The following is a 26,901-nucleotide window of genomic DNA, read 5'->3' as shown; positions in this document are numbered from 1 at the left end:
ACCGCTGCGCGCGACCCATGCGAAAACGCCGCGGCCGGGGCCGCGGCGCTGCCGGGAAGCGAACGCGGCGCAAGGCCGCGTGCGGTACCGTCAGATATTGAGCTTCGTGACCTTGGTGCCGTTCACCGACAGGTCACCCATCAGGCCCGCGTTGGTCAGGACCAGCACCTGCACCGGCGCGGTGGCCGTGGTGGTGTCGACCGCGCCGTTCGCGCCGACCTTCACGACCGCGACCGATGCGTCGGCGCCGGCGGCCCAGCCGTCCGACTTGCGGAACGAGTCGAGCGCATCCTGCGTCATGAACAGGAACACGATCGCCTTCGACTGCGCGCCGGCCTGCAGGCCGACCGACAGCGACGACGTGTTGTAGTAGCCGACGGTGCTGCCGCCGACGCGCAGCGCGCCGTTGCCGGACTGGCCGCCGATGATGAGACCGGCCTGCAGCACGTTCGGGAACACGAGTACGCCGCGCGATTTCGCGACGAGTTCACGCGAGCCCGGCACCGTCGAATAGAGGCGCGACAGCGTCGCGTTCACGCTCGCGTCGATCGACTGGCGCTTCGACGCGCTGGCCGATGCGGTTTCGGGTTTGTCGGGCGTGGTCGTGCAGCCGGCGAGTGCAAGGCTGCCGAGCATCACGGCGGCGGCGGCTTTCATGGCGAGGGACTTCTGCATGGCGGTTCTCCTTCGTGTCTGATTGAGGACGGAGCGGGCAGCGGGGCGGCAGGTGGTGCGGGCAGCCCCGTTCAACGGCGGGCAAGGAGCAGGCCCGCAACGAACGCGAGGCCAGCGACGACGCCGGCGGTCTGCCACGGGTTGTCGTGCACGACCTGCGACACGCGTTCGGCCGAATCGCGCAGCCGGGCGGCCGCGCTGCCCGACGCGTAGTCGAGCGCGCTGCGCGCTTCGTCGAGCCTCGACTGCACACGCTTGCGCAGCGCGGCGATATCGCCGTCGCCGTCGTTTTTCAACAGGTCTTCCAGTTCGTCGACCAGCCCGCGCAGATCGTCGGTCACGTCGGCATGCAGATCACGGGCGGCGGAGCGCGTCGTGCGTCCCACGCGCCGGCCGGTGCGACGGATGTCGGACAGGCCGCGGTCCAGTTTGTGTTCGATCGAGTCGGTGAGCGCCATGGTGTTTATCCTCCTTCGATTCCAGGCCAATTTGAAGATAAGACGAATCCCAGCAATTGATGTGATTCACTTGCCCCAATTGAGTTTCGAGACAAATTTTCAATTCGTTGGCAGGATCGCCGCGAAGCCCCGTCGCGCGGGGCGGTGCGACGGTTGAAAAAATTTCGCAATCGGGCGAATCGGCGTATCGGACAGCGGTGCGAAAGTGAATGTCCGGTAAATATGGCGTCGCCAGGGGTGTCAGGTAAATAGTGCCGTTGCAGGCCTTGTGTTGAAGCAAATGCACTAGTCGCCGCGATTGGGTGGAGCATGGTTTGTTCCCGAGCCGCGCGGCGAGCCGCCATCGTCAAGCGCGACATCGACGACGACGGGATCGTGGTCCGACGAGCGGTATGCGTCGGGGGCGTAATAAGACGACCGGTGCACACGCGTTTTGTAATCGGGCACGGGTTGCAGCGCAACCGGTTCGTCGGCGTTGATGTGCCATATGTGCACGGCCTTCACGCGTGCGGCGAGCGTCGACGTGGCCAGCGCGTGGTCGAGGTTGCCGGCTTCGCCGCGAAATACGTAGCTGTACGCAGCGTCGCCGACGAAGCGCGCAACCAGGTTCGCATAGCCGCGCGCTTCGAGCGCGCGGATCGGATCTTCCTTCGCATAGCTGTTCAGGTCGCCGATCAGCAGCACGCCGTCGGCCGCGGCGCCCGTCGGCGAAGCGGCGAGCCAGCCGGCGATGCGCGCGGCCGCCCGTGTGCGTGCCGCATTCCAGCAGCCCTGGCCGTCCGCCTGGTCGAGGTCGGCGCCGGTCGCGTTCGGGCAGTTCTTCGACTTCAGGTGATTGACCGCGACCGTGAACGCGCGCGTGCCGCCGATGCGCCGGAAGGTCTGCGCAAGCGGCGGGCGGTGCCGGCCGCCGAGCGCGACGGTCGCGGCGCGCCCGACCGGCTCGACCGTGCGGCTGTCGTACAGCAGCGCGACCGCGATCGCATCGCGGCCGAGCCGCGCGGCGCCGGGATCGACCGCGCGCCAGCCGTCGCCAAGTTGCGCAGCGAGACGCCGCACCGCGCTCGCGTCGCCGTGGCCGTTGTTCGCGATTTCCATCAGCCCGATCACGTCGGCGCGCAGCGCACGCAACGCCGCGACGATCTTCGCTTCCTGCCGCGCGAAGACAGCGTGCGTTCTTGCGCCACGGTTGGCCGGCGCGTCGAATCCGCCGCCATGACCGTCGCCGTTGAAATAGTTGAAAACGTTGAACGACGCGATGCGCACGTCGGCGTCCGCATGCCGGGCCGGCGCATCGGTACGCGGATTCGCGGCGGCGTCGAACACCGGCGCCGCGCCGGCTGTCGGTTGCAGCCGCCACGTGCCGTAGCGCAGTTCGAGTACGCCTTCGACGCCGTGCACCGTGTAGCCTGCGCGCAGCGTATTGGCCGCGCTCAGCGCGGGCGGCGGATAGCGGACGGTCGCGGGATCGCGGCGGCTCGAGCCGTCGTCGAGCACGATGCGGTTGCGCGCGTTGGCCGCGGCATGCGCGGCGGCTTCGGCCGGCGGCACGACGTGGGTCGGGATGCGCAGCCGGCCGTTGCTGAGAACGACGCTGCCGTAGCGGCCGAGTTCGTGCGTATCGCTGACCGTCAGCGTTTGCGGCAGGCGCACCCGCATGCCTTCGTGCGCGGCCAGCACGGCCGGCGCGGCGACCGGCAGCGTGAGCGTCGCCGGCGTGACCGTCTGCCCGCGTGCGCAGACGGCGATGCCGCCCGACAGCACGAACTGCGTGCGGCCGTATCGATCGTCGACCTGGCCCGTGAGATGCACGAGATCGCCGGGGCTCGCGCGTGCGTTCGGTGCATACACGAACAGGCCTTCCGGGACGCCCGGCCGATGCCGCCGTTGCGCGTCGGCCTGCTGGACGAAGAAGCCGCCGAAGCTATCGGCACCGCCGAACGCCGCGGTGACGACGGCTTCGATCGACGTCGTTTGCCCGGCCAGCGGAGACGGCCCGCCGGCGCTGCGGAGGTCGGCAATCGCCGAGGTCGCGCCGCCGCAGCCGGCGCTGACCGGCAGCGCGGCGGGGGCAGGCCGGACGGAGAGGGCGAGCGATAGCGCAACTGCAAGCGACGGAAGCAGGCGTGACATGGGGCGGTCCACTGGAAGAAAATCCGACAGTTCGGGAGCGCATCTTGACGGCAAAATGCCAGGAAGCGGCCGAATTGGCCGTCCGGCCAGTACCGGATGGCCAACGATGCAGGCAGGCCTCGCCGCGGCTGTTACGCTTTCGCACGGGCGTCGCACGCCGATCGCGCAGCGAACGCTGCCGCACCCCGTCCCTACAGGAGAAGTCCATGTCTTACATGCTGTTGATTGTCGAACCGACCGACCAGCGCGCCGAACGCACGCTCGACGAAGGCCAGGCGCTTTACGCACGGATGGTCGATTTCGCCGAGACGCTGAAGGCGCGCGGCGTGCTGCGCGGCGTCGAGTCGCTGGAGCGTTCCGAGCGCGGCACGCGCGTGCAGGTGCGCGACGGCGAGACGCGCCTGCTCGACGGCCCGTTCGCGGAGGCGAAGGAGATGGTCGGCGGCTTCTTCCTCGTCGACGTCGACACGCGCGAGGAAGCGATCGAGATCGCACGTCAGTGCCCGGCCGCGCAATGGTGCACGGTCGAGGTACGCGCGGTCGGCCCGTGCTTCCTGTGAAGGCGGCGACTCGGTATTTACCCTGATTTGTCGTGGCGCGTGTCGATCCGGCCGTGTTCCGCCCGTCGTCCGGATAAGGCGCCGATGAACGGGCGTCTCCTTTCACCGACGACAAGGAGTGAACGATGCGATTCATGATCATGATCCGGGCGAACGCCGTCAGCGAATCCGACGCGTTGCCGGACAACCGGCTGGTCGAGGCGATGACCGTGTATCACGAGGAACTGGCCAATGCCGGCGTGCTGCTCGACGCGAACGGCCTGCGGCCGAGCGCGCGCGGCTGGCGCGTGCGCTACACGGGCGGCAAGGGCACGGTGGTCGATGGCCCGTTCGCGGAAACGAAGGAACTGATCGCCGGCTATACGCTGATCCAGGTGCGTTCGCGTGACGAGGCGCTCGAATGGACGCGCCGGTTCCCCGCGCCGTTCGGCGCCGAGATGGATTGCGAGATCGAGGTGCGGCCGCTGTTCGAGCTCGACGACCTCACGCCGAGCGACGCGGTCGAGCGGTTCCGCGAACTCCACGTCGGCCGCGGCAACGCCGCCTGAATCCCACCGAATCCAATATCACCAGGAGCACCCGTCATGCACAAAATGGTTTTCATCAACCTGCCCGTGGCCGACCTGCCGCGCTCGAAGACGTTCTACCAGGCGCTCGGCTTCGAGGTCGTGCCGGCCTATACGAACGATCAGGCCGCCTGCCTCCGGATCAGCGACACGATCTTCGCGATGCTGCTCGTGCGGCCGTTCTTCCAGACCTTTACCGACAAGACGATCGTCGATCCGGCGACGCACGTGCAGGTGTTGTCGTGCCTGTCGTGCGAAAGCCGTGCCGAAGTCGAGGCGATCGTCGCGAAGGCGCTGGCGGCCGGCGGCGCCGCGCCGCTGCCGCCGCGCGAGTACCCGGCCATGTACGGCCACGGGTTCACAGATCCGGACGGTCATGCGTGGGAGCTGATGTCCATGCCGCAGGACGCGTCCGCGCAGGGGCCGGCGTCGTGACGCACGAGGCGACGCATCGTGCGATCGAGGCGGTCTGGCGGATCGAGGCGCCGAAGATCATCGCGCGCGCCGCGCGCGTGGTGCGCGACGTCGGCGTGGCCGAGGAGCTGGCGCAGGATACGCTCGTCGCGGCGCTCGAGCACTGGCCCGTCGACGGCGTGCCCGACAACCCCGCCGCCTGGCTGATGACGGCCGTGAAGCGTCGCGCGCTCGACCGCGTCCGGCAGGAGTCGCTTCATGCGGCGAAGCGCGACCAGCTCGGCCACGAGATGGACGCGCTCGAAGCGCATGTCGTCCCCGACATCGCCGATGCGCTCGCCGACGCGAGCGACGACGACATCGGCGACGACCTGCTGCGGCTGATCTTCACGTCGTGCCACCCGGTGCTGTCGACCGACGCGCGCGTCGCGCTGACGCTGCGGCTGCTCGGCGGGCTGACGACGGGCGAGATCGCACGTGCGTTCCTGACGCCCGAGCCGACGATCGCGCAGCGGATCGTGCGCGCGAAGCGCACGCTCGCGGCGGCGCACGTGCCGTTCGAGGTGCCGGCCGCCGATGCGCGGCCCGCGCGGCTCGCGTCGGTGCTCGAGGTGATCTACCTGGTGTTCAACGAAGGCCATGCGGCGACCGCGGGCGACGACTGGACGCGTCCGGCGCTGTGCGACGAGGCGCTGCGGCTCGGCCGTGTGCTGGCCGGCCTCGCGCCGGACGAGAGCGAAGTGCTCGGGCTCGTCGCGCTGATGGAGTTGCAGGCGTCGCGCATGCATGCGCGCACCGATGCGCAGGGCCGGCCCGTGCTGCTGCTCGACCAGGACCGCAGCCGCTGGGATCAACTGCTGATCCGGCGCGGCCTCGCGGCGCTCGAACGGGCGACGAAGCTCGGCGGCGTGCGCGGGCCGTATGCGCTGCAGGCCGCGCTGGCCGCCTGCCACGCGCGTGCGCGGCACGCGTCGGAAACGGACTGGGCACAGATCGTCGCGCTGTACGACGCGCTCGCCGAAGTCGCACCGTCGCCGGTCGTCGAACTGAACCGCGCAGTGGCCGTGGGGATGGCGTTCGGGCCGGCCGCGGCGCTCGAACTCGTCGACGTGCTGCGCGACGATCCCGCGCTCGCGCGCTATCACTGGCTGCCGAGCGTGCGCGGCGACCTGCTGGCGAAGCTGGGCCGTGCCGACGAAGCGAAGCTCGAGTTCCGCCGCGCGGCGGAACTGACGCGCAACGAGCGCGAACGCGAGTTGCTGCTCAAGCGCGCGATCGATGCGTGACCGTGACGCATGAAGCGTGCGTCGCAAGCGCGGCGTACGCCGCGCCGATCCCACCCTCCCGACGATCCCCAGATGTACGCCCGGCACTATCACCCGGATTGAAAAAGCCTATTGGGGGATGCGAACGCCAGCGCCTAGATTAAAAGGCACGGTGCGTGCGCCCCACGCAAACGCATCGTTCCCCACATATCTGATCGGCCCGGCTTCGCACGCGGCCGCGCCGACTCGAACGGAGGCGCAAATGGCTCACCTCAAGGGCAGCAAAACCGAAGAGAACCTGAAAGCCGCATTCGCGGGCGAATCGCAGGCGAATCGACGCTATCTGTATTTCGCTTCGAAGGCTGACGTCGAAGGCCAGAACGACCTCGCCGCGCTGTTCCGCTCGACCGCCGAAGGCGAAACCGGCCATGCGCACGGCCACCTCGAATACCTGGAAGCCGTCGGCGATCCGGCAACGGGCTTGCCGTTCGGCTCGTCGCGGCTGAATCTCGAATCGGCGATCGCCGGCGAAACGCACGAATACACCGACATGTATCCGGGCATGGCGAAGACGGCGCGCGACGAAGGCTTCGACGAAATCGCGAACTGGTTCGAGACGCTCGCGAAGGCCGAACGCAGCCACGCGAACCGCTATACGAAGGCGCTGGACAGCCTCGTCGACTGAGACGACCGCCGCCGCAGGCCGCACGGTACGACCATGTGACCCGCAAGCGGCCGGCCGTTCGTTCATCGCTGCCCGCAGCGCGCGGGCGGCGCGCTCGCGCGCATGCGCGCCACGCTGGAGCGCCTCATGCCCCACAAGGAAGGCAGTCTCGAAGCCCCGACCCGGCATCCGCTCGACTGGCAGTCCGATGCGTTCTACGACCAGGCCGCGATCGATGCGGAAATGACGCGCGTGTTCGACATCTGCGCCGGATGCCGGCGCTGCGTGTCGCTGTGCGGTGCGTTTCCCGCGCTGTTCGATCTGGTCGACGACACGCCGGCGGGCGATATCGACGAAGTGCCGAAGGCAGCGTTCGGCAAGGTGGTCGACCAGTGCTATCTGTGCGATCTCTGCTACATGACGAAATGCCCGTACGTGCCGCCGCACGCATGGAACGTCGACTTCCCGCACCTGATGCTGCGCGGCAAGGCGGCGCGCTACAAGCGCGGCGAAGCGACGCTGCGCGACAAGGTGCTGTCGAACACCGATGCACTCGGCCATTTCGCGGGCATTCCGATCGTCACGCAGACGGTGAACGCGGTGAACCGCACGCCGCCCGCGCGCCATGCGCTCGAAGCGACGCTCGGCGTCGATCGCAACGCGTGGCTGCCGGAGTTCGCGCCGCGCAAATTCCGGCGCGCCGCGAAGCGCTCGGACAACCCGCCCGCGCGCGACGGCGAACGTACGCCCGGCAAGGTCGCAATCTACGCGACGTGCTACGTGAATTTCAACGAGCCGGGCATCGGCCACGACCTGCTCGCGATCCTCGCGCACAACGACATTCCGTACGAGCTCGTCACGCGCGAAGCGTGCTGCGGAATGCCGCTGCTGGAGCAGGGCAACCTTGCCGGTGTCGCCGCGAAGAAGGAGGTGAACCTGCCCGTGCTCGAACGCTATGCGCGTGAAGGCTATGCGCTGATCGGCGCGATCCCGAGCTGCGTGCTGATGTACAAGAGCGAGTTGCCGCTGATGTTCCCCGGCGACGAAGCGGTGCGCGCGGTGGCCGACGCGTTCTGGGATCCGTTCGAATACGTGATCGCACGGCATCGCGACGGGCTGCTGAAGACCGATTTCAAGACCGGCCTCGGCACCGTGTCGTATCACGTGCCGTGCCATGCGCGCGTGCAGAACATCGGCCGCAAGACGGCCGACGCACTGTCGCTGGTGCCCGATACGCGCGTGAACGTCGTCGAGCGCTGCTCGGGCCATGCGGGCACGTTCGGCGTGAAGAAGGAATTCCATGCGGACGCGATGCGGATCGGCGCGCCCGTGTTCAAGGCGATGGCCGAGCCGCAGCCGGATTTCGTGTCGTCGGACTGCGCGCTGGCCGGCCATCACATCGTGCAGGGCATCGACGAGAAGGGGCTGCCGTCCGCGCCGCTCGCGCATCCGCTCACGCTGCTGCGCCGCGCATACGGCATCTGAGCCGCTGCCGGCCGACTCACGAGGACATCCCATGACGCTGACCCGCGACTCCCTGCTGACGCTCGAAGCATATGCAAAGATTCGCCGGACCGAACACGCGCGGCTCGTCGCGTACAAGCGCCGCCGGGCGGTCGCACTCGGCAACCACCTGCGCTTTTTGTTCGAGGACGAGACGACGATCCGCTATCAGATCCAGGAGATGCTGCACATCGAGAAGATCTTCGACGAGGCGGGCATCGACGGCGAACTGGAAGCGTATCTGCCGCTCGTGCCCGACGGCACCAACCTGAAGGCGACGATGCAGATCGAATACGAGCACGAGATCGAGCGGCGCGCGGCGCTCGCGCGGCTGATCGGTATCGAGGATCGCGTGTACCTGCAGGTCGACGGGCACGCGCGCGTCTACGCGATCGCCGACGAGGATCTCGAGCGCGACAACGACGAGAAGACGTCGGCCGTGCATTTCGTGCGTTTCGAACTCGACGCGCCGATGCGCGCGGCGCTCAAGGACGGGGCGGTGCTGTCGATCGGCTGCGATCACCCGGCCTACACGATGCCGCCGCAGCGCGTGGATCCGGACGTGACCGCGTCGCTGGCCGGCGACCTGCGCTGACACGACCGCCGCGCGTCCTGCGCGGCGTATTCCGCTTTTCCGTTCCGACCCGAAGCCAGCTTTCCGCGAGTAGCGCGGCGCGAGCGATCGCCTGTCGTCGCGCAGATGTAACAGGCGTCCCGCGCTTGCGTGCGGAGAAACAATGTGCACTCCACGTCACCGTGCTTTCATCACTCGCAGAGAAACAATAAAGAGATTGTGCACGGAGATAATTCAGCTGAACGGAAATTGAATGATTTACCGATTCGTGAATATCTTGTTACGAAATTTTCCCTGATTTACCGATTTTAGTCAGCGATTCCCGCGATTGTTTCAGGCAAGGGTCGGAACAGCCCGTAACCGCCCAGTGGAGGCCATTCTTCATACCTTGCAGAGCCCCGCCGGACGGGCCTTTGCAGCGCCGGGCATAAAGATCTCGCAAAAAAATTCAAGCGTAAATGGATTGCGTATCCATGGCAGGTTGTTTCAGTGCGTAACATTAAGTCATTGTCATATTGAGATAAACCCTAGGGATGGTATGCTTCGTGCACAAAAATTCCCACATTGGAGTGAGACCGTGATTTGTGCGCCATTGCCGGGAATTCCGGCACCGTGAAAGTGCGGTGTCGGCCGGCGTGCACAACACCGATAAGCATAATGTGCAACCTGGCCGCCCCGCGACGCGATGTGTCGCGACGGCGCCGCCAATCGCAGCCCGGCCTGGCTGCGTGGAGAGATCTACTATGTTCTTCGATGAGCTTAACGATGAAGAGTGGTTTCGTCTTTCAACGCTGATCGCCGATGAACCCATCCGGCTGAATCGTCGTGGGCGTCCACGAGCCGAACCGCGCGTCGTTGCCAACGCGGTGCTCTGGATTCTGACGACCGGTGAAGCCTGGTCCAAGCTGCCCGGTCGTTATCCGTCCGGGCCGACGTGCCGTCGTCGCTACGAGGAGTGGCTCGCGAGCGGCACGCTGCTGCAGATGATCGACGTGCTGACCCAGTTCAGCGGGCGCACGTTCGCGTATATTCCGCCGCCGCCGGTGCCGGTCGTGCCTGCGCGTCGCGCGGAACCCGCGCCCGACAACGATCGCTTGCGCGGCGTGTTCTGGCAAAACCCCGAGTCGTGGCAATTGCCGGTCGCGCAGGCAAACGTTTGGGAGGGCGAAGGCGCGTCGCTGAGCGCGATGCCGGACGACGCAGTGGCCGATCATCCGGCCCGCACGTCGTTCGTGGTGCCCGGTACGCCGGCCGCGGAACTGCGCCATGCGCGTGCGTCGTCGGCGAGCTTCGCCGCGGCCGAACCGCAAGTCGACGAGTATCGCGGCTATACGATCTGCGGCATTGCGCAGCCCGTGCAGAACCTGATGTATCGCGCGTGGGCCGAGATCTCGCAGGACGACCGGCGCGTCGAGCGCTCGGGCCTCATCGGTCCGCGTTTCACCGATGCCGAGGAAGCCGAGCAGTTTGCGCTCGACTGGGCGCGCCAGTGGATCGATCGCCACGGTGCGAGCCACGAGCCGGCGCGCGCGCCGCAAAGCGAGGTGCTGGCCGGTTTGTCCGCGCTGGCGCGCGCGGAGTCGGACATCAAGCGCTTCATCGCCGAGCGTCACGCGGGTGCGCTGTCGGAAAGCCGCAACGATCCCGTGCAGTCGGAGCGCCGCGAATACGCGTACCGCGTAGGTTGAGCGCCGTTCCAATGCAACGCGCGGGCCGTCGTGTGCCACGACGCCCGCGCGGAAGCCTTGTCTTTCCCTGCCTGCCGCACCCGGGGGCTCCGCTGTCGAAGCGGAGCCCCCGGTGCTTGTTGCGTCACTGCCGGCCGTAGGTATCGTCGAAGCGGACGATGTCGTCCTCGCCGAGATACGCGCCCGACTGCACTTCGATCAGCTCGAGCGGCATCTTGCCCGGGTTCTCCAGGCGGTGCGATACGCCGAGCGGGATGTACGTCGATTCGTTTTCGGACAGCAGGAACGTTTCGTCACCGCGCGTGATGCGCGCGGTGCCGCGCACGACGATCCAGTGTTCGGCGCGGTGGTGGTGCATCTGCAGCGACAGTCGCGCACCCGGTTTCACGACGATGCGTTTCACCTGGAAGCGCTCGCCCATATCGACCGAGTCGTAGTGGCCCCACGGGCGATGCACCTTGCGGTGATCGGTGGCTTCCGCGCCTTGTTGCGCCTTGATGCGGCCGACGATCTTCTTCACGTCCTGCACGCGCGACTTGTCCGCGACGAGCACGGCGTCGGGCGTTTCGACGACGACGAGGTTCTGCGTGCCGACGCACGCGACGAGCCGGCTTTCCGAATGCGCGAAGGTCGATTCGGCGCCTTCGAACAGCACGTGGCCGCGGCCGACGTTCTTGGCCTCGTCCTTCTGCGAGATCTGCCAGATCGCGTCCCACGAGCCGACGTCCGACCAGCCCGCGTCGAGCGGCACGACGACGCTTTCGCACAGTTGCGGCAGGCTCGCGAGCGGCTCCATCACCGCGTAGTCGATCGAGTTCGACGGCGATGCGGCGAACGCGTCGCGATCGACGCGGAAGAAGTCGCCATCGGCCTTGCCCTGTGCGACGGCCTGTTCGCAGGCCGCGTAGATCGCCGGTTCGAGCTGGCGGATCGCCTTCAGCCACACCGACGCGCGAACGATGAAGATCCCGCTGTTCCACCAATACTCGCCGGATGCGACGTACTGCTGAGCGAGTTCGAGGTGCGGCTTCTCGACGAAACGGTCGAGGCGGCGCACGTCGAGGTTGCCCGTCGCGGCGTCGCCGAGCGGCGCGCCGACGCGGATGTAGCCGTAGCCGGTTTCCGCGTGCGTGGGCACGATGCCCATCGTCGCGATCCTGCCTTGCGCCGCGCAGTGCACGCCGGCCGCGACGGCTGCGTGAAAGCGCGGCAGGTCGGCGACCGCATGGTCGGCCGGCATCACGGTCATCACCGCATCGTTGCCGTCGGCGACGAGCCGCAGCGCGGCGAGCGTCAGCGCGGGCGCGGTGTCGCGGCCGAGCGGCTCGAGCATGATCGTCGCGGGCTTGGCCGTCAGGCGCAGTTGTTCGGCGGTCGTGAAGCGGTGATCCTCGCCGCACACGATCAGCACGTCGTCGTTCAGCGGGTGGTCGGCCGTCAGGCCGTCGAGGCGCAGCGCGGTCGACTGCAGCAGCGAATGCTCGCCGAGCAGGCCGATCAGCTGTTTCGGAAAACGTTCGCGCGACATCGGCCACAGGCGTGTGCCGGAACCGCCGGCAAGAATCACCGGCTGCACCGCGAGGCGCGTGCCGGCTGCGGGGGCGGCGGAAGAAGATTGGCGCGTTTCGGCGGCCACGGCCGGAGCATTCATGGTGACACTCTCCACGGTTGAAGTCAGTGCCTGCCGTTGTAGCATGAAGTAAATCGACAATAAAACCGGACCGATTGGCAGTTATTCGCCATGCATTCATCTGGAAAAATTTTCCGCGATCGCATCGGATGCAAATAAAAAAATAAAAAATAATTCCGGGCATTGTTGGCCTTCCCGTGCCGGCAAAGGGCTCGCGGCGAACGCAAAGTTTCCGAAAATCTCCCGATTCCCGATCGATTCGGGAAAACGTGCCGAATTAAATCAAAAAGTTCGCGGCAAGAATTTCCGATTATTTTTCGAAATACTTGTGCGCTTGAGGGGCGATTTTCTTGTCGCTTCAATAGCGTCATGCAACGTTTGAATCGAATGTGCGGCACGGGCTGCACGAGGAGCTGTTCGGCAAACGCCTGTTCAAAGAGGAAGCAGACATGTTGAGCGTGCTGGCGAGAGTCATCGATATCGCGATGGTCGTGGCAGGGGCGCTGATCGCCGCTGCGCTGCACGACGGCAGCATCTGGCTCAACGACCTGCAGCGCACGACGGTGCTGTTCGACTGCCTGCTGGTCGTGGTGTTCTTTCCGGCCATCGGCATCTACCAGTCGTGGCGAGGCAAGCGTCTCGTCGGGCTGATGGGGCGCGTCGCGTTCGCGTGGCTCGTGGTCGAGCTCGCGGGCATCCTGATGAGCTTCAGTTTTCACCAGTCGGGCGACCTGTCGCGGCTGTGGCTCGGTTACTGGGCGCTCGTGACGATGACGCTGCTCGCCGGCTCGAAGGCCTGCGTGCACGTCGTGCTGCGGCAACTGCGCCGCGGCGGCTACAACCTGAAGGCGGTCGCGATCGTCGGCGGTACGCCGGCGGCGCGGCGGCTGATCGCGCAGATGCGGGCGCGGCCGGAAGCGGGCTTCAACCCGGTATGCGTGTATGACGAAAGCGAAGCGCCGGGCGATGTCGCGCTCGACGACGTGCGCATCGAGCGGCAGTTCGAATCGCTGGTGTGGCTGGTGCGCAGCCGCGCGATCCGCGAGCTGTGGCTCACGCTGCCGATCTCGGAGGAACCGAGGATTCACCAGATCGTGACGGTGTTCCGCCACGACTTCGTGAACATCCGTTTCATTCCGGACGTGCGCACGCTGTCGTTCTTCAACCAGGAAGTGGTCGAGGTGCTCGGCGTGCCGGCGATCAACCTCGCGGCGTCGCCGATCACCGACGTGCGGATCCTGCCGAAGTTCGTGTTCGACCGGCTGTTCGCGCTGGCGGCGCTCACGGCGCTCGCGCCGGTGATGCTGCTGATCGCGGGCCTGATCAAGCTGACGTCGCGCGGGCCGGTGTTCTTCCGCCAGAAACGCAAGGGCATCGACGGGCACGAGTTCGAGATCTACAAGTTCCGCTCGATGAAGGTGCACCAGGAAGCGGCGGGCACGGTGACGCAGGCGACCAAGAACGACACGCGCGTGACGCCGGTCGGCCGGTTCCTGCGCCGCACCAGCCTCGACGAGCTGCCGCAGTTCATCAACGTGCTGAAGGGCGAGATGTCGGTCGTCGGCCCGCGCCCGCATGCGCTCGCGCACGACGACATCTACAAGGATCTGGTCAAGGGCTACATGTTCCGCTACCGGATCAAGCCCGGCATCACCGGGTGGGCGCAGATCAACGGCTTTCGCGGCGAGACCGACCAGATCGAGAAGATGATGGGACGCGTGAAGCTCGATCTGTACTACATGCAGAACTGGTCGTTCTGGCTCGACATCAAGATCGTCGCGCTGACGCTGTGGAAAGGCTTCACCGGCAGCAACGCGTACTGACACAGTGCCCCGCGGGCATTCCGGTTTTACGAATTTCGAATCATTGGTCAAGAGGTCGACACATCATGAATCTGACTATCATCGGCAGCGGTTACGTAGGTCTTGTCACCGGCGCATGCCTCGCCGACATCGGGCACGACGTGTTCTGTCTCGACGTCGACCAGGCGAAGATCGACATCCTGAACAACGGCGGCGTGCCGATCCACGAGCCGGGCCTCAAGGAAGTCATCGCGCGCAACCGCTCGGCCGGCCGCCTGCGTTTCTCGACCGACATCGAGGCCGCGGTTGCGCACGGCGACGTGCAGTTCATCGCGGTCGGCACGCCGCCCGACGAGGACGGCTCGGCCGACCTGCAATACGTGCTCGCGGCGGCGCGCAACATCGGCCGCTACATGACGGGCTTCAAGGTGATCGTCGACAAGTCGACGGTGCCGGTCGGCACGGCCGAGCGCGTGCGCGCGGCGGTCGCCGAGGAGCTCGCGAAGCGCGGCGGCGACCAGATGTTCTCGGTCGTGTCGAATCCGGAATTCCTGAAGGAAGGCGCGGCGGTCGACGATTTCACGCGGCCGGACCGCATCGTGATCGGCTGCGACGACGACGTGCCGGGCGAGCGCGCCCGCGAGCTGATGAAGAAGCTGTACGCGCCGTTCAACCGCAACCACGAGCGCACGCTATACATGGACGTGCGCTCGGCCGAGTTCACGAAATACGCGGCGAACGCGATGCTTGCGACGCGCATCTCGTTCATGAACGAGCTGGCGAACCTCGCCGACCGCTTCGGCGCGGACATCGAGGCCGTGCGCCGCGGGATCGGCTCCGATCCGCGCATCGGCTATCACTTCCTGTACGCCGGCTGCGGCTACGGCGGCTCGTGCTTCCCGAAGGACGTCGAGGCGCTGATCCGCACGGCCGACGAGCACGGGCAATCGCTGCAGATCCTGAAGGCCGTGTCGTCGGTCAACGCGACGCAAAAGCGCGTGCTGGCCGACAAGATCGTCGCGCGCTTCGGCGAGGACCTGACGGGCCGCACGTTCGCGATCTGGGGCCTGGCATTCAAGCCGAACACCGACGACATGCGCGAGGCGCCGAGCCGCGAGCTGATCGCCGAGCTGCTGTCGCGCGGCGCGCGCATCGCCGCGTACGACCCGGTCGCGCAGCAGGAAGCGCGCCGCGTGATCGCGCTCGATCTCGCCGATCACCCGAGCTGGCTCGAGCGCCTGAGCTTCGTCGACGACGAGGCGCAGGCCGCGCGCGACGCCGATGCGCTCGTGATCGTCACCGAATGGAAGGCGTTCAAGAGCCCCGACTTCGTCGCGCTCGGCCGCCTGTGGAAGACGCCGGTGATCTTCGACGGCCGCAACCTGTACGAGCCGGAGACGATGAGCGAGCAGGGCATCGAATACCACCCGATCGGCCGGCCGGGCTCGCGCCAGGCCGTCGCCGCCCGCGTGCCGGGCGCCGCGCGCGCGAGCGCGTAACCCTGTTTCCCGTCACCCGTTACACCCGTTACGAGACGCCATGTTCCGGAACATCCTGATCGTCTGCCACGCGAACGTCTGCCGCAGCCCGGCGGCGGAACTGCTGTTCAAGTCGCACGCCGCGTCGCGCGGCGGCCCGCGCGCGACGTTTCACTCGGCCGGCGTTCATGCGAACGACGGCGACGGCATCGATCCGGTGATGCGGCAGTTGCTCGCGGAGCGCGGCGTCGATGCGACGACCCACCGCTCGCGGAGGCTGTCGCGCCGGATCGTGCGCGACGCCGACCTGATTCTCGTCAGCGAGCGCGGACAGATCGCGGCCGTCGAATCGGTCGATCCGTTCGCGCGCGGCAAGGTCCACCTGCTCGGCAAGTGGGAAGGGGCCGAGATTGCCGATCCGCACGGCGGCCCCGAGGCCGAATACCGCGAGAGCTACTCGCAGATCGAACGTCTGGTTCAAGGATGGCTACAGAAACTATGCTGAAACGCCCGATGCGCCCGGTGGCGCTTGCCGTCGCGCTGACGACTTTCCTGTCAGCCTGTGCAACCGCGCCCGGCAACTACCTCGACTCGTCGAACCTGAAGGACGAAGGCCGCCAGCAAGCGGCCGAGACCTATCCGGTTCATTACATCGACGCCAAAGTGGTGATGGACCAGTTGCAGAAGCAGCAGGTCGACCATCCGCTGCCGCCGGGACGCTATACCGATGCGTCGCAGTACGTGTACCGCATCGGCGCGCAGGACATCCTCGGCGTCACCGTCTGGGACCACCCCGAGCTGACGACGCCGCAGGGCCAGTCGTTCTCGAGCGGCGGCAACACGACGCAGACGATCGCGGGCGCGCTGCAGCAGCCCTATTCGTCGTCGCTGCCGGGCCAGGCCGATCCTTACGGCCAGACGGTGGCCGCCGACGGCACGATCTTCTTCCCGTTCGTCGGCCGCATCCACGTGGCGGGCAAGACGATCGCGCAGACCCGCGACGAGCTGGCCACGCGTCTCGCACGCTACGTGAAGAACCCGCAGCTCGACGTGCGCGTGCTGTCGTACCGCAGCCAGAAGGTGCAGGTGACGGGCGAGGTGAAGACGCCGGGCCCGCTCGCGATGAGCGACGTGCCGCTGACGCTGGTCGACGCGATCTCGCGCTCGGGCGGCTCGACCAACGAGGCCGACCTGCAGCGCGTGCGCCTGACGCGCGACGGCAAGCTGTATACGCTCGACGCGAACGGCGTGCTCGATCGCGGCGAAGTGCGGCAGAACGTGATGCTGCAGCAGGGCGACATCGTCAACGTGCCGGATCGCAGCGACAGCCGCGTGTTCATCATGGGCGAGGTCAAGACGCCGGTCACGGTGCCGATGCTCAAGGGCAGGCTGACCATCGCCGACGCGCTGACGGCGGGCGGCGGCATCCTCGACACCGATGCGAACCCGCGCAAGATCTACGTGATGCGCGGAATGCGCGACAACCCGACGAAGCCTGAAGTGTTCCGCCTCGACATGACGCAGCCCGATGCGTTGATGCTGTCGAGCCGCTTCCCGCTTCAGCCGCTCGATGTGGTCTACGTCAGCACGGCCAGCTCGGTGCAGTTCAACCGGGTGCTGCAGCAGGTGCTGCCGACGATCCAGACGATCTTCTACATGCGGCAAATCACGCGCTGATAGCCCGCCGGGGCGGCGCCTCCGCCCCGGCACCACTCAAGCGGGAACGAATGGTGAACACGCAAGCGAAACACTCCTACGCGGATCTGTCCGTGAAGACCGAGGAAGAGGACATCGTCCTCGGCCAGTTGCTCCAGGTGATCATGGACGACATCTGGCTGCTGCTCGGCATCGCGGTGACGGTCGTCGCGCTCGCCGGCCTTTACTGCTACATCGCGAAGCCGGTGTATCAGGCCGACGTGCACGTGCGGGTCGAGAGCAACGACAACACGTCGCAGGCGCTCACGCAGACGCAGACCGGCGCGACGATCAACAGCGGTCCGCAGCAGGCGCAGACCGATGCGGAAATCGAGATCATCAAGAGCCGCGGCGTCGTCGCACCGGTCGTCGAGCAGTTCAAGCTGAACTTCTCGGTCGTGCCGAAGACGCTGCCGGTGATCGGCAGCCTCGCCGCGCGCGTCGCGACGCCGGGCACGCCGGCGCGGCCGTGGCTCGGCCTGAAATCGTATGCATGGGGCGGTGAAGTCGCCGACGTCGATTCGATCAGCGTCGTGCCCGCGCTCGAAGGCAAGAAGCTGACGCTGACGGCCGGTCCGAACGACACCTATTCGATCGTCGACCAGAACGGCACCCGGCTGCTGTCGGGCCAGGTCGGCGAATCGGCGCAGGGCGGCGGCGTGACGCTGCTCGTGAAGAAGCTCGTCGCGCGCCCCGGCACGCAGTTCACGGTGGTCCGCTACAACGATCTCGACGCGATCGGCGGCTTCCAGGCCGGCATCCAGGTGAGCGAGCAGGGCAAGCAGACGGGCGTCGTGCAGATCTCGCTCGAAGGCAAGGACCCGGATCAGACCGCCGCGATCGCGAACGCGCTCGCGCAGTCGTACCTGAACCAGCACGTGGTCGCGAAGCAGGCCGAAGCGACCAAGATGCTCGACTTCCTGAAGGGCGAGGAACCGCGCCTGAAGGCCGACCTCGAACACGCGGAAGCCGCGCTGACGCAGTACCAGCGCACGTCGGGCTCGATCAACGCGAGCGAAGAGGCGAAGGTCTACCTCGAGGGCAGCGTGCAGTACGAGCAGCAGATCGCCGCGCAGCGCCTGCAGCTCGCGTCGCTCGCGCAGCGCTTCACCGATTCGCACCCGATGGTGATCGCCGCGAAGCAGCAGCTCTCGGAACTGCAGGGCGAGAAGGACAAGTTCAGCAACCGCTTCCGCAGCCTGCCGGCGACCGAAGTGAAGGCCGTCCAGCTCCAGCGCGACGCGAAGGTCGCCGAGGACATCTACGTGCTGCTGCTGAACCGCGTGCAGGAGCTGTCGGTGCAGAAGGCCGGCACGGGCGGCAACATCCACCTCGTCGATTCGGCGCTGCGCCCGGGCGATCCGGTCAAGCCGAAGAAGGTGCTGATCCTGTCGGCCGCCGTGTTCCTGGGGATGATCCTCGGCACGGGCATCGTGTTCCTGCGCCGCAACCTGTTCCAGGGCATCGAGGATCCCGATCGCATCGAGCGTGCGTTCAACCTGCCGCTGTACGGGCTGGTGCCGCAAAGCGCTGAGCAGGTGAAGCTCGACGCCGCGGCGGAGAAGGGCGGCGGCCGCGCGCGGCCGATCCTCGCGAGCCTGCGTCCGAAGGATCTCAGCGTCGAGAGCCTGCGCAGCCTGCGCACCGCGATGCAGTTCGCGATGATGGACGCGAAGAACCGCGTGATCGTGCTGACGGGCCCGACGCCCGGCATCGGCAAGAGTTTCCTGACGGTCAACCTCGCGGTGCTGCTCGCGCATTCGGGCAAGCGCGTGCTGCTGATCGACGCCGACATGCGTCGCGGCCTGCTCGACCGCTACTTCGGCCTCACCGCGCAGCCGGGCTTGTCGGAACTGCTGAGCGACCAGTCGCCGCTCGAGGATGCCGTGCGCGAGACGCCGGTGCAGGGCCTGTCGTTCATCGCGGCCGGCACGCGTCCGCCGAACCCGTCGGAACTGCTGATGTCGACGCGCCTGCCGCAATACCTCGAAGGGCTCAGCAAGCGCTACGACGTCGTGCTGATCGATTCGCCGCCGGTGCTGGCGGTGACCGACGCGACCATCATCGGCCGCATGGCCGGCTCGACGTTCCTTGTGCTGCGCTCGGGCATGCACACCGAAGGCGAGATCGCCGACGCGATCAAGCGCCTGCGCACCGCGGGCGTCGATCTGGAAGGCGGGATCTTCAACGGCGTGCCGCCGAAGGCGCGCGGCTACGGCCGCGGCTACGCGGCCGTGCACGAATACCTGAGCGCCTGAGTGCAGTGTGCGAAACCGGGCCGGCGCGCAGCGCGCCAGCCCGGCCGACTGGAGAACCATCGATGAAAATTTCCGTGCTCGTCCCGACCTACCGGCGCCCGGCCGACCTCGCGCGCTGCCTGCTGGCGCTGCAGCGGCAGCAGCGGCTGCCCGACGAGGTGATCGTCGTCGCGCGCCCGGAGGACGACGCCACGCACGAACGGCTCGCCGATCCGGCGGTCGGCGGCGCGCTGCCGCTGCGCATCGTGCCGGTCGACGTGCCGGGGCAGGTCGCCGCGCTGAACAAGGGGCTCGACTCGGCGAACGGCGACATCGTCGCGATCACCGACGACGATGCGGCGCCGCATCCCGACTGGCTGGCGCGCGTCGAGTCGGCCTTCCAGGCCGATCCGCGCGTGGGCGCGGTCGGCGGGCGCGACTGGGTGCACGAGAAAGGCCGCGTGCTCGACGAATCGCGCGAACTCGTCGGCCAGCTCACGCTGTCCGGCAAGATCGTCGGCAATCATCACCTCGGCGTCGGCGGCGCGCGCGAAGTCGACATGTTGAAGGGCGCAAATATGAGCTACCGCCGCGCCGCGATCGAACGGCTGCGGTTCGACACGCGGCTGCGCGGCGCCGGTGCGCAGGTGCACAACGACATGGCGTTCAGCATGCGCGTGCAGCGCGACGGCTGGAAGCTCGTCTACGACCCGGCGATCGCGGTCGATCATTTCCCGGCCGAGCGCTTCGACGACGACCGGCGCGATGCCGCGTCGCTGAATGCGATCAGCAACGGCGCGTACAACCTGCATCTGATCCTGCGCGAGCATCTGCCGCCGCTTCGGCGCGAGATTGCGTGGTGGTGGTGGACGCTGGTCGGTACGCGCGTCTATCCGGGTTTCGCACACGTGCTGCTGTCGGTGCATACGGCGCAGCGCAGCCGGATCCGCGAGCACTGGCGCGCGGTGCGCCGCGGCGCGCGCGATGCACGCCGCGCGAACCTTGCCCCCCACCGTGCGGCGATGCCGCCGGTGACGTCTTGAACGGGCTGCGCGCATCGCGCGCGGCCACCCCCGGAGGGCTCGAATGACCGCAACGAAAGTCCACGTCCACCTGTTTTACGGCGCCGATCCGCGTACCTACCGGAAAGGCGAGAACATCGGCTGCCTGTACGGTTATCACCATGCCGAATCCGACGAATTCCGGCTGACCTATTCGCAGGACGGCGGCGAGGGCCGTATCGCCAGCCTCGCGCGTCGCGCGCTGAAGGCGGCGCTCGGCTTCGACGTCGTGCATGCATGGCGCAACCGCGCCGCGCTGCTGAACACCGACGTGATCTGGACGCACACCGAGCAGGAGCATCTCGCCGCGTCGCTGATCCTGAAGCTCGCCGGCGCGCAGGGCAAGCGCCCGCTGCTGCTCGCGCAGAGCGTGTGGCTGTTCGACAAGTGGGGCAGTTTCGGCGGCGCGCGTCGCTGGCTGTACCGCAAGCTGCTCGCGCGCGCCGACGCGCTGACCACGCTCGCCCGCGACAACGCCGACCTGTGCCGCCGCTACCTCGGGCGCGATGCCGAGTTCGTCTATTACGGGCTGAACACGCAGGATTTTCCGCTCACCGAGCCGCAGCAGTGGCAACCGAACCGGCCGCTGCGGATCGCGGCGATCGGCAACGACCGCGACCGCGACTGGCGCACGTTCCTCGCGGCGTTCGGCGGCGACGAGCGCTACGACGTACGGCTCGCGACGCGGCGCCGCGTGCCGCGCGAGTGGCATGCGCCGAACGTGAAGATCGGCTCGGCGTCGGGGCTCGCGAAGCAGCACGAGCTGTACGCGTGGGCCGACGTGATCGTCGTGCCGCTGCGGCCGAACTTCCACGCGTCGGGCATCACCGTGATGCTCGAGGCGGCGGCCGTCGGCAAGCCGATGATCGTGTCCGACGTCGGCGGCCTCAGCGACTACTTTCCGCACGATACGGCCGCCTATGTGCCGGCGTTCGACGCGCAGGCGATGCGCCAGGCCGCCGATCGCTTCGTCGCCGATCCGGTCGCGGCGCTCGGCTGCGCGCGGGCTGCCGCCGCGTGCCTGCGCGAGCGCGACCTGACCACGCAGGCGTTCGCCGAGCAGCACGTCCGGATCACGCGCGACCTGCTGCGACGGCGCCGCACGCCGGCCGCTGCGGGCCTGGCGATGCCGCTTGCGGATTCGCGTCCGTCGTCGCGGTGAGAGCGGATCGATGAGTACGATTGCCGCCGAACGCGCACCGTCGCGCAACCGCAGCTGGTTTGCCGAGCCGAAGCACTGGGCCGGGCAGGCCGGGCTGTGGTCGTTCACCGCCGTGCTGATCGCCGCGCACCAGGGCAAGGTGCTGACGCTCGCGTTTCCGGTGCTGGCGATCGCGGTCGGCATCTGGCTGTATTTCAAGAGCCCGGCGCGCTATGTCGGCTTCATGTGGTGGGTGTGGTTCCTGAGCCCGGAAGTGCGGCGGCTCGCCGACTGGTCGAAGGGCGCGTTCACGCCGACCAGCCTGATCCAGGTCGCGCCGCTCGCGGTGACGATGATCGCCGGCTTCGGGCTGATCCGGCATTACCGCGTGCTCGCGCAGCGGCGCGGGATTCCGGTGCTGCTGATGCTGTTCGGGCTCGCGTACGCATATCTCGTCGGGATCGTGTCGAGCGGCGTGATGGCCGCGACCTACGACCTCGCGAACTGGGTGTACCCGGTGCTGATCGGCTTTCACATCATGGTCAACGCGCGCGACTATCCCGAGTACCGCGACGTGCTGTTGTCCACATTCATGTGGGGCATGCTCGTGATGGGCGTGTACGGCGTCGTGCAGTACTTCGTGATGCCGCAGTGGGACGTGTTGTGGATGATCGGCTCGGACATGGGTTCGCAGGGCGAGCCGGTGCCGTACGGCGTGCGGGTATTCAGCACGATGAACTCGTCGGGGCCGTTCGCATTCGCGATGATGGGCGCGCTGGTGTTCGTGCTCGCGGCGCCGCAGAAGATCCGCTGGTTCGCGGGTGCGGCCGGTTTCGTGTCGTTTGCGCTGTGTCTCGTGCGTTCGACGTGGGGCGGCTGGGTGATCGCGCTCGCGATCCAGCTCGCGCAGTCGAACAACCGCGTGCGGATGCGGATCCTCATCAGCGGCGTCGTGCTGGTCGGGTTATGCGTGCCGCTCCTGACCGTCGGGCCGGTGGCCGATCGTCTCGGCCAGCGTCTCCAGTCGATCGTGAACCTGAAGGACGACCGCAGCTACGACGACCGCAACAAGTTCTACGCAACCTTCGCGCAGACGGCGTTTACCGACGTCGCCGGTGAGGGGATGGGCGCGACGGGCGCATCGACGAAGCTGTCGAGCGACAGCGGCGAGCTCGGCAAGTACGGCAGCTTCGACAGCGGCGTGATGAACGTGCCGTTCGTGCTCGGCTGGCCCGGCACGCTGCTGTATCTCGCCGGCGTCGTGATGCTGTTCGGCCGCACGCTGCGCGCGGCGTTCAAGCTGCGCAAGGACAAGTTCGTCGGCGCGTGCCTGAGCCTGTGCCTGTCGACGTTCGCGATGCTCGTGTTCACCAACTCGCTGATCGGCACGGGCGGCCTGCTGATGTTTACAGCCATTTTTTCGATACTTGCCGCGGCGCACTGGCAGAAGGCGCAACGCCTGCTGGCCGCCGCGCGTTCACGGGGAGGCGACCTTTGAGAATCGCGATCGTCACGCATGTCGTGCGACATAACGACGGGCAGGGCCGCGTCAATTACGAAATCGCGCGCGCGGCGCTGGCCGAGAACTACGAAGTCACGCTGGTCGCGTCGCACGTCGCGCCCGAGCTGCTGGCCGACCCGCGCGTGCGCTGGGTGCCGGTGAAGGTCGGGCGCTTCTGGCCGTCCAATCTCGTCAAGCAGCAGGTGTTCGCGCTGAAGAGCGCGTGGTGGCTGCGCGCGCATCGCAGCGAGTACGACGTGCTGCACGTGAACGGCTTCATCTCGTGGATCAAGGCCGACGTGAATACCGCGCACTTCGTGCACGGCGGCTGGTTCAGGAGCCCGTACTATCCGTTCGGGCTCACGAAGGGAGTCTGGTCGGCTTACCAGTATGTCTATACGCGCGTGAACACCGCGCTCGAGCGCTGGGCATACCGGCGTTCGCGTGCGATCACCGCGGTGTCGCAGAAGGTGGCCGACGAGATCGCCGCGCTCGGCATCGACAGCCGCAAGATCAGCGTGATCTACAACGGCGTCGACGGCAGTGCGTTCGCGGGCGCGCAGGCCGACCGCGCGGCGTTCAAGCTGCCGGACGACGCGTTCCTGCTGCTGTTCGTCGGCGACCTGCGCACGCCGCGCAAGAATCTCGGCACCGTACTGAAGGCGCTGACGAGGCTGCCGGCGAACGTCCATCTGGCGGTGGCCGGCTATCTGCCCGGCAGCCCGTACCCGGAAGAAGCGCGCGCGCTCGGCATCGATTCGCGCGTGCATTTCCTCGGTCTCGTGAAAAACATGCCGACGCTGATGGGCTCGGTCGACGCGTATGTGTTTCCGTCGCGCTACGAAGCGATGAGCCTGTCGCTGCTCGAGGCGATGGCGGCCGGACTGCCGGTCGTCACCGCGCGCACCGCGGGCGGCGCGGAAATCATCACGCGCGAATGCGGGATCGTGCTGGAGGATCCGGACGATCCGGCCGCGCTCGCGCAGGCGATCGGTTCGCTCGCGGCGTCGCGCGACACCTGCCGCGCGATGGGCGACGCGGCCCGCGAACTGATGACCCGTTTCGGCTGGGCGCACATGGGTGCCCAGTACGTCGCGCTCTACCGGCGCATCGGCCAACCCACGCAGCCGTCCGCGTTCGAGCGGGTCGAGCATGCAGTCACGCAGGAGCAATCGTGATGTCCCAATCTTCCCGGCCGATCAAATCGTTGCAGATCGGCATGCACTGGTTCCCCGAACGTGCGGGCGGCCTCGACCGGATGTACTACTCGCTCGTCGGCGCGCTGCCGGGCGCGGGCGTGGAGGTGCGCGGGCTCGTCGCGGGCTCGCCGAAGGTCGCCGACGACACGGGCGGCGCGATCCAGGGCTTCGGTCCCGCGTCGCAGACGCTCGCGCGCCGGATGCTCGCCGCGCGGCGCGCGCTGCGCGAGGAGATCCGCAGCGAGCGGCCGGACGTGATTTCGTCGCACTTCGCGCTGTACACGTTCCCGGGCCTCGACGTGACGCGCGGGATTCCGCAGGTGTCGCATTTCCAGGGGCCGTGGGCCGACGAAAGCCAGGTCGAGGGTGCCGCGACGCTCGGGCAGCGCGCGAAGCGCTATCTCGAGCAGGCCGTCTATACGCGCTCGTCGCGGCTGATCGTGCTGTCGCAGGCGTTCGGCCAGATCCTGACGAACCGCTACGGGATCGAGCCGTCGCGTGTGCGCGTGATTCCCGGCTGCGTCGATACCGCGCAGTTCGACACGCCGCTCACACCCGCCGAGGCGCGGCACAAGCTGCAACTGCCGCAGGACCGGCCGATCGTGCTGGCCGTGCGCCGGCTGGTGCGGCGCATGGGGCTGGAGGACCTGATCGACGCGATCGGCCTCGTCAAGCACCGTCATCCGGACGTGCTGCTGCTGATCGCCGGCAAGGGCAAGATCGGCGAGGAACTGCAGCAGCGCATCGACGCGGCGGGTCTGCAGGACAACGTGAAGCTGCTCGGCTTCGTGCCCGACCATCATCTCGCGGCGCTGTACCGCGCGGCGACTGTCAGCGTCGTGCCGACGGTCGCGCTCGAAGGCTTCGGGCTGATCACCGTCGAATCGCTCGCGTCCGGCACGCCCGTGCTGGTCACGCCGGTCGGCGGGCTGCCGGAGGCGGTGGCCGGGCTGTCCAACGATCTCGTGCTGCCGTCGACCGGCGCGGACGCGATCGCGGAAGGGCTCGGCGGCGCGCTGTCGGGTGCGATCGCGCTGCCCGACGAGGCCGCGTGCAAGCGCTATGCACGCGATCATTTCGACAATGCGGTGATCGCGCGGCGCGTCGCCGGCGTGTACGAAGAGGCGATCCGGGCGGCAGGCTGAACGCCCGCGGCGCGCACCGTGCGTGCCGAACAGAAGATCGAACCGGCGCGCATGCGCGGCCGGTTCGCGCACCGGCCGCCCGCTACGGGCGCGCCGGCTTTCCCCTCCCGATCCACATCGCCGGCATGCGTCACGCGCGCCTGAGCGTCGCGGCCCACACACCGAGCGCGGCCACGCTGACGACCGCGCCGAGCGCGCAGACGCCCGTCCATCCGGCGCGCGCATACATCATCGTCGACGCAATCGCGCCGAGCCCGCTGCCGGCCGAGTAGAACAGCATGTAGCAGCCGATGAGCCGTGCATGCGCGTCGGGCCGCGTGCCGAGAATCATGCTCTGGTTGACGACGTGGACGGCCTGCCCGCCGACGTCGAGCAACACGATGCCGACGATCAGCAGCGCAATCGACGTATTGCCGAACGCGAGCGGCAGCCACGAGCACGCGAGCAGCGCGAGCGCGGCGCCGGTCGTCGCTTCGCCGCGCCCGCGATCGGCAAGCCGGCCCGCGCGCGTGGCGGCCGCCGCACCCAGTGCGCCGACGAGGCCGAACGCGCCGATCTGCGTATGCGACATCGAATGCGGCGGTGCGCTCAGCGGCAGCACCAGCGCGCTCCAGAAGATGCTGAACGCCGCGAACATCAGCAGCGCGATCGCGCCGCGCACGCGCAGCACGCGTTCGTCGCGAAGCAGCGACACCATCGATCGCAGCAGCGCCGCGTAACCGATGCGTTTGCGCGGCCCGTTCGTGTCGGGCAACAGCCGCGACAGCACGGCGAGCATCGCGATCGCGAGCGCACCCGAGACGAGATAGACCGCGCGCCAGCCGGCGACATCGGTGACGACGCCGGCCACCGAGCGTGCGGCCAGCAGCCCGATCACGACGCCGCCCTGCGCGGCGCCCACCACGCGCCCGCGTTCGCCGGCGCCCGCGAGCGCGGCCGAGCACGCGATCAGCCCTTGCGTCATCGCGGTGCCGAGCAGTCCGACCGCGACCATCCCCGCCAGCAGCGCGACGCGCGTCGATGCTGCCGCCACGCCGATGCAGGCCGCCGTCAGCAGCAGAAGCTGCACGGCGATCAGCCGCTTGCGGTTCAGCAGATCGCCGAGCGGCACGACGAACAGCAGCGCGAGCGCGCAGCCGAGCTGCGTGGCGGTGATGACGCCGCCGACCGCGGCTTGCGACACGCCGAAATCCCGCGCGATCGAATCGAGCAGCGGCTGCGCGTAGTAGACGTTCGCGACGCTCGCCGCGCAGCAGACGGCCAGCAGCGAGACGCGGGCCGCGGACAGGCGGCCGTCGCCGGCCGGATGCGCCGTGTTCGATGCATTCGCAGCATTCGACGCAACGGTGCTTGAATGACAGGAAGACGCCATCGGTTTCCTCACGCAAAGTGGTTGCAATTTGAAACTGGTGTGAGTGTAGGAAAAGTAGTTTTAAAATGCAACCTGTTGTGCGGTGGGCGACGGGCCCGCGCACGGATGGCCGGCGCTGCCGTGAAGGCGGCCGGCACGAC

23 protein-coding genes are annotated in these 26,901 nt (G+C 67.7%); 18 read left to right on the top strand and 5 right to left on the bottom strand.

Annotated elements, in window-relative coordinates; genetic code table 11:
- Nucleotides 1-90: 90 nt before the first annotated feature.
- The 3 genes from ACM6JT_RS12940 to ACM6JT_RS12930 form a co-directional block, all read right to left on the bottom strand.
- A complete protein-coding gene (locus ACM6JT_RS12940) occupies nt 91-675 on the bottom strand; it encodes a YSC84-related protein (protein WP_034185143.1) in 585 nt (194 codons plus the stop codon).
- Between the two features lie 71 nt (nt 676-746).
- Nucleotides 747-1,133, bottom strand: coding sequence for a DUF883 family protein (locus ACM6JT_RS12935; RefSeq protein ID WP_034185144.1), 387 nt, complete (start codon nt 1,131-1,133; stop codon nt 747-749).
- 285 nt (nt 1,134-1,418) lie between these two features.
- A complete protein-coding gene (locus ACM6JT_RS12930; RefSeq protein WP_414856586.1) occupies nt 1,419-3,266 on the bottom strand; it encodes an ExeM/NucH family extracellular endonuclease in 1,848 nt (615 codons plus the stop codon).
- Nucleotides 3,267-3,472: 206 nt separating this feature from the next.
- Between ACM6JT_RS12930 and ACM6JT_RS12925 the strand changes: the two genes are divergently transcribed.
- The 8 genes from ACM6JT_RS12925 to ACM6JT_RS12890 all read left to right on the top strand — a co-directional run bounded on the left by ACM6JT_RS12925 (nt 3,473) and on the right by ACM6JT_RS12890 (nt 10,500).
- A complete protein-coding gene (locus ACM6JT_RS12925) occupies nt 3,473-3,826 on the top strand; it encodes a YciI family protein (RefSeq protein WP_034185206.1) in 354 nt (117 codons plus the stop codon).
- A 125-nt stretch (nt 3,827-3,951) separates the two neighbouring features.
- On the top strand, nt 3,952-4,374 hold the full coding sequence (locus ACM6JT_RS12920) for a YciI family protein (protein WP_065502590.1): 423 nt from the start codon (nt 3,952-3,954) through the stop codon (nt 4,372-4,374).
- A gap of 36 nt (nt 4,375-4,410) precedes the next feature.
- On the top strand, nt 4,411-4,827 hold the full coding sequence (locus ACM6JT_RS12915) for a VOC family protein (RefSeq protein ID WP_243566231.1): 417 nt from the start codon (nt 4,411-4,413) through the stop codon (nt 4,825-4,827).
- Nucleotides 4,824-6,092 carry an RNA polymerase sigma factor gene (locus ACM6JT_RS12910; RefSeq protein ID WP_105392308.1) on the top strand — a complete coding sequence of 423 codons (1,269 nt, stop codon included), beginning with the start codon at nt 4,824-4,826 and terminating at the stop codon, nt 6,090-6,092. Before ACM6JT_RS12915 ends, ACM6JT_RS12910 begins: the two co-directional genes overlap by 4 nt.
- 241 nt (nt 6,093-6,333) lie before the next feature.
- Nucleotides 6,334-6,756 carry a rubrerythrin family protein gene (locus tag ACM6JT_RS12905; RefSeq protein WP_034185149.1) on the top strand — a complete coding sequence of 141 codons (423 nt, stop codon included), beginning with the start codon at nt 6,334-6,336 and terminating at the stop codon, nt 6,754-6,756.
- Nucleotides 6,757-6,882: 126 nt separating this feature from the next.
- Complete coding sequence (locus ACM6JT_RS12900; protein ID WP_034185207.1) at nt 6,883-8,220, top strand: heterodisulfide reductase-related iron-sulfur binding cluster; 1,338 nt, start codon at nt 6,883-6,885, stop codon at nt 8,218-8,220.
- Nucleotides 8,221-8,251: 31 nt separating this feature from the next.
- Nucleotides 8,252-8,833, top strand: coding sequence for a DUF3501 family protein (locus tag ACM6JT_RS12895; RefSeq protein ID WP_105392307.1), 582 nt, complete (start codon nt 8,252-8,254; stop codon nt 8,831-8,833).
- A gap of 722 nt (nt 8,834-9,555) precedes the next feature.
- Complete coding sequence (locus ACM6JT_RS12890; protein ID WP_105392306.1) at nt 9,556-10,500, top strand: transposase; 945 nt, start codon at nt 9,556-9,558, stop codon at nt 10,498-10,500.
- Between the two features lie 124 nt (nt 10,501-10,624).
- Here the strand turns inward: ACM6JT_RS12890 and ACM6JT_RS12885 are convergent, their stop codons facing one another.
- Nucleotides 10,625-12,151, bottom strand: a complete 1,527-nt coding sequence (locus ACM6JT_RS12885) for a mannose-1-phosphate guanylyltransferase/mannose-6-phosphate isomerase (protein ID WP_034185152.1) — start codon at nt 12,149-12,151, stop codon at nt 10,625-10,627.
- A gap of 428 nt (nt 12,152-12,579) precedes the next feature.
- Between ACM6JT_RS12885 and ACM6JT_RS12880 the strand changes: the two genes are divergently transcribed.
- From ACM6JT_RS12880 to ACM6JT_RS12835, 10 genes are all read left to right on the top strand, one after another.
- Nucleotides 12,580-13,953, top strand: a complete 1,374-nt coding sequence (locus ACM6JT_RS12880; RefSeq protein ID WP_034185208.1) for an undecaprenyl-phosphate glucose phosphotransferase — start codon at nt 12,580-12,582, stop codon at nt 13,951-13,953.
- Nucleotides 13,954-14,018: 65 nt separating this feature from the next.
- Entirely contained in the window at nt 14,019-15,431 is a 1,413-nt protein-coding gene (locus ACM6JT_RS12875; RefSeq protein ID WP_034185153.1) for a UDP-glucose dehydrogenase family protein, read from the top strand.
- 40 nt (nt 15,432-15,471) lie between these two features.
- Complete coding sequence (locus tag ACM6JT_RS12870; protein WP_034185154.1) at nt 15,472-15,915, top strand: low molecular weight protein-tyrosine-phosphatase; 444 nt, start codon at nt 15,472-15,474, stop codon at nt 15,913-15,915.
- Complete coding sequence (locus ACM6JT_RS12865; RefSeq protein WP_034185155.1) at nt 15,909-17,087, top strand: polysaccharide biosynthesis/export family protein; 1,179 nt, start codon at nt 15,909-15,911, stop codon at nt 17,085-17,087. The genes ACM6JT_RS12870 and ACM6JT_RS12865 overlap by 7 nt, the downstream gene beginning before the upstream one ends.
- 50 nt (nt 17,088-17,137) lie before the next feature.
- A complete protein-coding gene (locus tag ACM6JT_RS12860; protein ID WP_414856585.1) occupies nt 17,138-19,363 on the top strand; it encodes a polysaccharide biosynthesis tyrosine autokinase in 2,226 nt (741 codons plus the stop codon).
- A 62-nt stretch (nt 19,364-19,425) separates the two neighbouring features.
- Nucleotides 19,426-20,385: a glycosyltransferase family 2 protein gene (locus ACM6JT_RS12855; protein ID WP_034185157.1), complete on the top strand. Its 960-nt coding sequence runs from the start codon at nt 19,426-19,428 to the stop codon at nt 20,383-20,385.
- 43 nt (nt 20,386-20,428) lie between these two features.
- Nucleotides 20,429-21,565, top strand: coding sequence for a glycosyltransferase family 4 protein (locus ACM6JT_RS12850; RefSeq protein WP_034185158.1), 1,137 nt, complete (start codon nt 20,429-20,431; stop codon nt 21,563-21,565).
- Nucleotides 21,566-21,575: 10 nt separating this feature from the next.
- Complete coding sequence (locus tag ACM6JT_RS12845; protein WP_034185159.1) at nt 21,576-23,042, top strand: O-antigen ligase family protein; 1,467 nt, start codon at nt 21,576-21,578, stop codon at nt 23,040-23,042.
- Nucleotides 23,039-24,223: a glycosyltransferase family 4 protein gene (locus ACM6JT_RS12840; RefSeq protein WP_414856584.1), complete on the top strand. Its 1,185-nt coding sequence runs from the start codon at nt 23,039-23,041 to the stop codon at nt 24,221-24,223. The genes ACM6JT_RS12845 and ACM6JT_RS12840 overlap by 4 nt, the downstream gene beginning before the upstream one ends.
- Entirely contained in the window at nt 24,223-25,389 is a 1,167-nt protein-coding gene (locus ACM6JT_RS12835; protein WP_034185161.1) for a glycosyltransferase family 4 protein, read from the top strand. Before ACM6JT_RS12840 ends, ACM6JT_RS12835 begins: the two co-directional genes overlap by 1 nt.
- Before the next feature lie 130 nt (nt 25,390-25,519).
- Here the strand turns inward: ACM6JT_RS12835 and ACM6JT_RS12830 are convergent, their stop codons facing one another.
- Entirely contained in the window at nt 25,520-26,761 is a 1,242-nt protein-coding gene (locus ACM6JT_RS12830; protein ID WP_414856583.1) for an MFS transporter, read from the bottom strand.
- Nucleotides 26,762-26,901 lie beyond the last annotated feature (140 nt).

It is taken from the genome of Burkholderia sp. IT-111MI5, assembly GCF_949752865.1.
In the GTDB taxonomy this organism is placed as follows: domain Bacteria; phylum Pseudomonadota; class Gammaproteobacteria; order Burkholderiales; family Burkholderiaceae; genus Burkholderia; species Burkholderia pyrrocinia_C.
This window is presented reverse-complemented; position numbering and strand designations above follow the sequence as displayed.

Bases quoted from the DNA above. Each gene is read 5' to 3' on its own strand.
- ACM6JT_RS12850 (WP_034185158.1), top strand. From the start codon at position 20,429: ATGACCGCAACGAAAGTCCACGTCCACCTGTTTTACGGCGCCGATCCG.
- ACM6JT_RS12875 (WP_034185153.1), top strand. From the start codon at position 14,019: ATGAATCTGACTATCATCGGCAGCGGTTACGTAGGTCTTGTCACCGGC.
- ACM6JT_RS12890 (WP_105392306.1), top strand. From the start codon at position 9,556: ATGTTCTTCGATGAGCTTAACGATGAAGAGTGGTTTCGTCTTTCAACG.
- ACM6JT_RS12835 (WP_034185161.1), top strand. From the start codon at position 24,223: ATGTCCCAATCTTCCCGGCCGATCAAATCGTTGCAGATCGGCATGCAC.
- ACM6JT_RS12935 (WP_034185144.1), bottom strand. From the start codon at position 1,133: ATGGCGCTCACCGACTCGATCGAACACAAACTGGACCGCGGCCTGTCC.
- ACM6JT_RS12855 (WP_034185157.1), top strand. From the start codon at position 19,426: ATGAAAATTTCCGTGCTCGTCCCGACCTACCGGCGCCCGGCCGACCTC.
- ACM6JT_RS12900 (WP_034185207.1), top strand. From the start codon at position 6,883: ATGCCCCACAAGGAAGGCAGTCTCGAAGCCCCGACCCGGCATCCGCTC.
- ACM6JT_RS12860 (WP_414856585.1), top strand. From the start codon at position 17,138: ATGGTGAACACGCAAGCGAAACACTCCTACGCGGATCTGTCCGTGAAG.
- ACM6JT_RS12940 (WP_034185143.1), bottom strand. From the start codon at position 675: ATGCAGAAGTCCCTCGCCATGAAAGCCGCCGCCGCCGTGATGCTCGGC.
- ACM6JT_RS12880 (WP_034185208.1), top strand. From the start codon at position 12,580: ATGTTGAGCGTGCTGGCGAGAGTCATCGATATCGCGATGGTCGTGGCA.
- ACM6JT_RS12870 (WP_034185154.1), top strand. From the start codon at position 15,472: ATGTTCCGGAACATCCTGATCGTCTGCCACGCGAACGTCTGCCGCAGC.
- ACM6JT_RS12885 (WP_034185152.1), bottom strand. From the start codon at position 12,151: ATGAATGCTCCGGCCGTGGCCGCCGAAACGCGCCAATCTTCTTCCGCC.
- ACM6JT_RS12925 (WP_034185206.1), top strand. From the start codon at position 3,473: ATGTCTTACATGCTGTTGATTGTCGAACCGACCGACCAGCGCGCCGAA.
- ACM6JT_RS12915 (WP_243566231.1), top strand. From the start codon at position 4,411: ATGCACAAAATGGTTTTCATCAACCTGCCCGTGGCCGACCTGCCGCGC.
- ACM6JT_RS12845 (WP_034185159.1), top strand. From the start codon at position 21,576: ATGAGTACGATTGCCGCCGAACGCGCACCGTCGCGCAACCGCAGCTGG.
- ACM6JT_RS12930 (WP_414856586.1), bottom strand. From the start codon at position 3,266: ATGTCACGCCTGCTTCCGTCGCTTGCAGTTGCGCTATCGCTCGCCCTC.
- ACM6JT_RS12830 (WP_414856583.1), bottom strand. From the start codon at position 26,761: ATGGCGTCTTCCTGTCATTCAAGCACCGTTGCGTCGAATGCTGCGAAT.
- ACM6JT_RS12905 (WP_034185149.1), top strand. From the start codon at position 6,334: ATGGCTCACCTCAAGGGCAGCAAAACCGAAGAGAACCTGAAAGCCGCA.
- ACM6JT_RS12865 (WP_034185155.1), top strand. From the start codon at position 15,909: ATGCTGAAACGCCCGATGCGCCCGGTGGCGCTTGCCGTCGCGCTGACG.
- ACM6JT_RS12920 (WP_065502590.1), top strand. From the start codon at position 3,952: ATGCGATTCATGATCATGATCCGGGCGAACGCCGTCAGCGAATCCGAC.
- ACM6JT_RS12895 (WP_105392307.1), top strand. From the start codon at position 8,252: ATGACGCTGACCCGCGACTCCCTGCTGACGCTCGAAGCATATGCAAAG.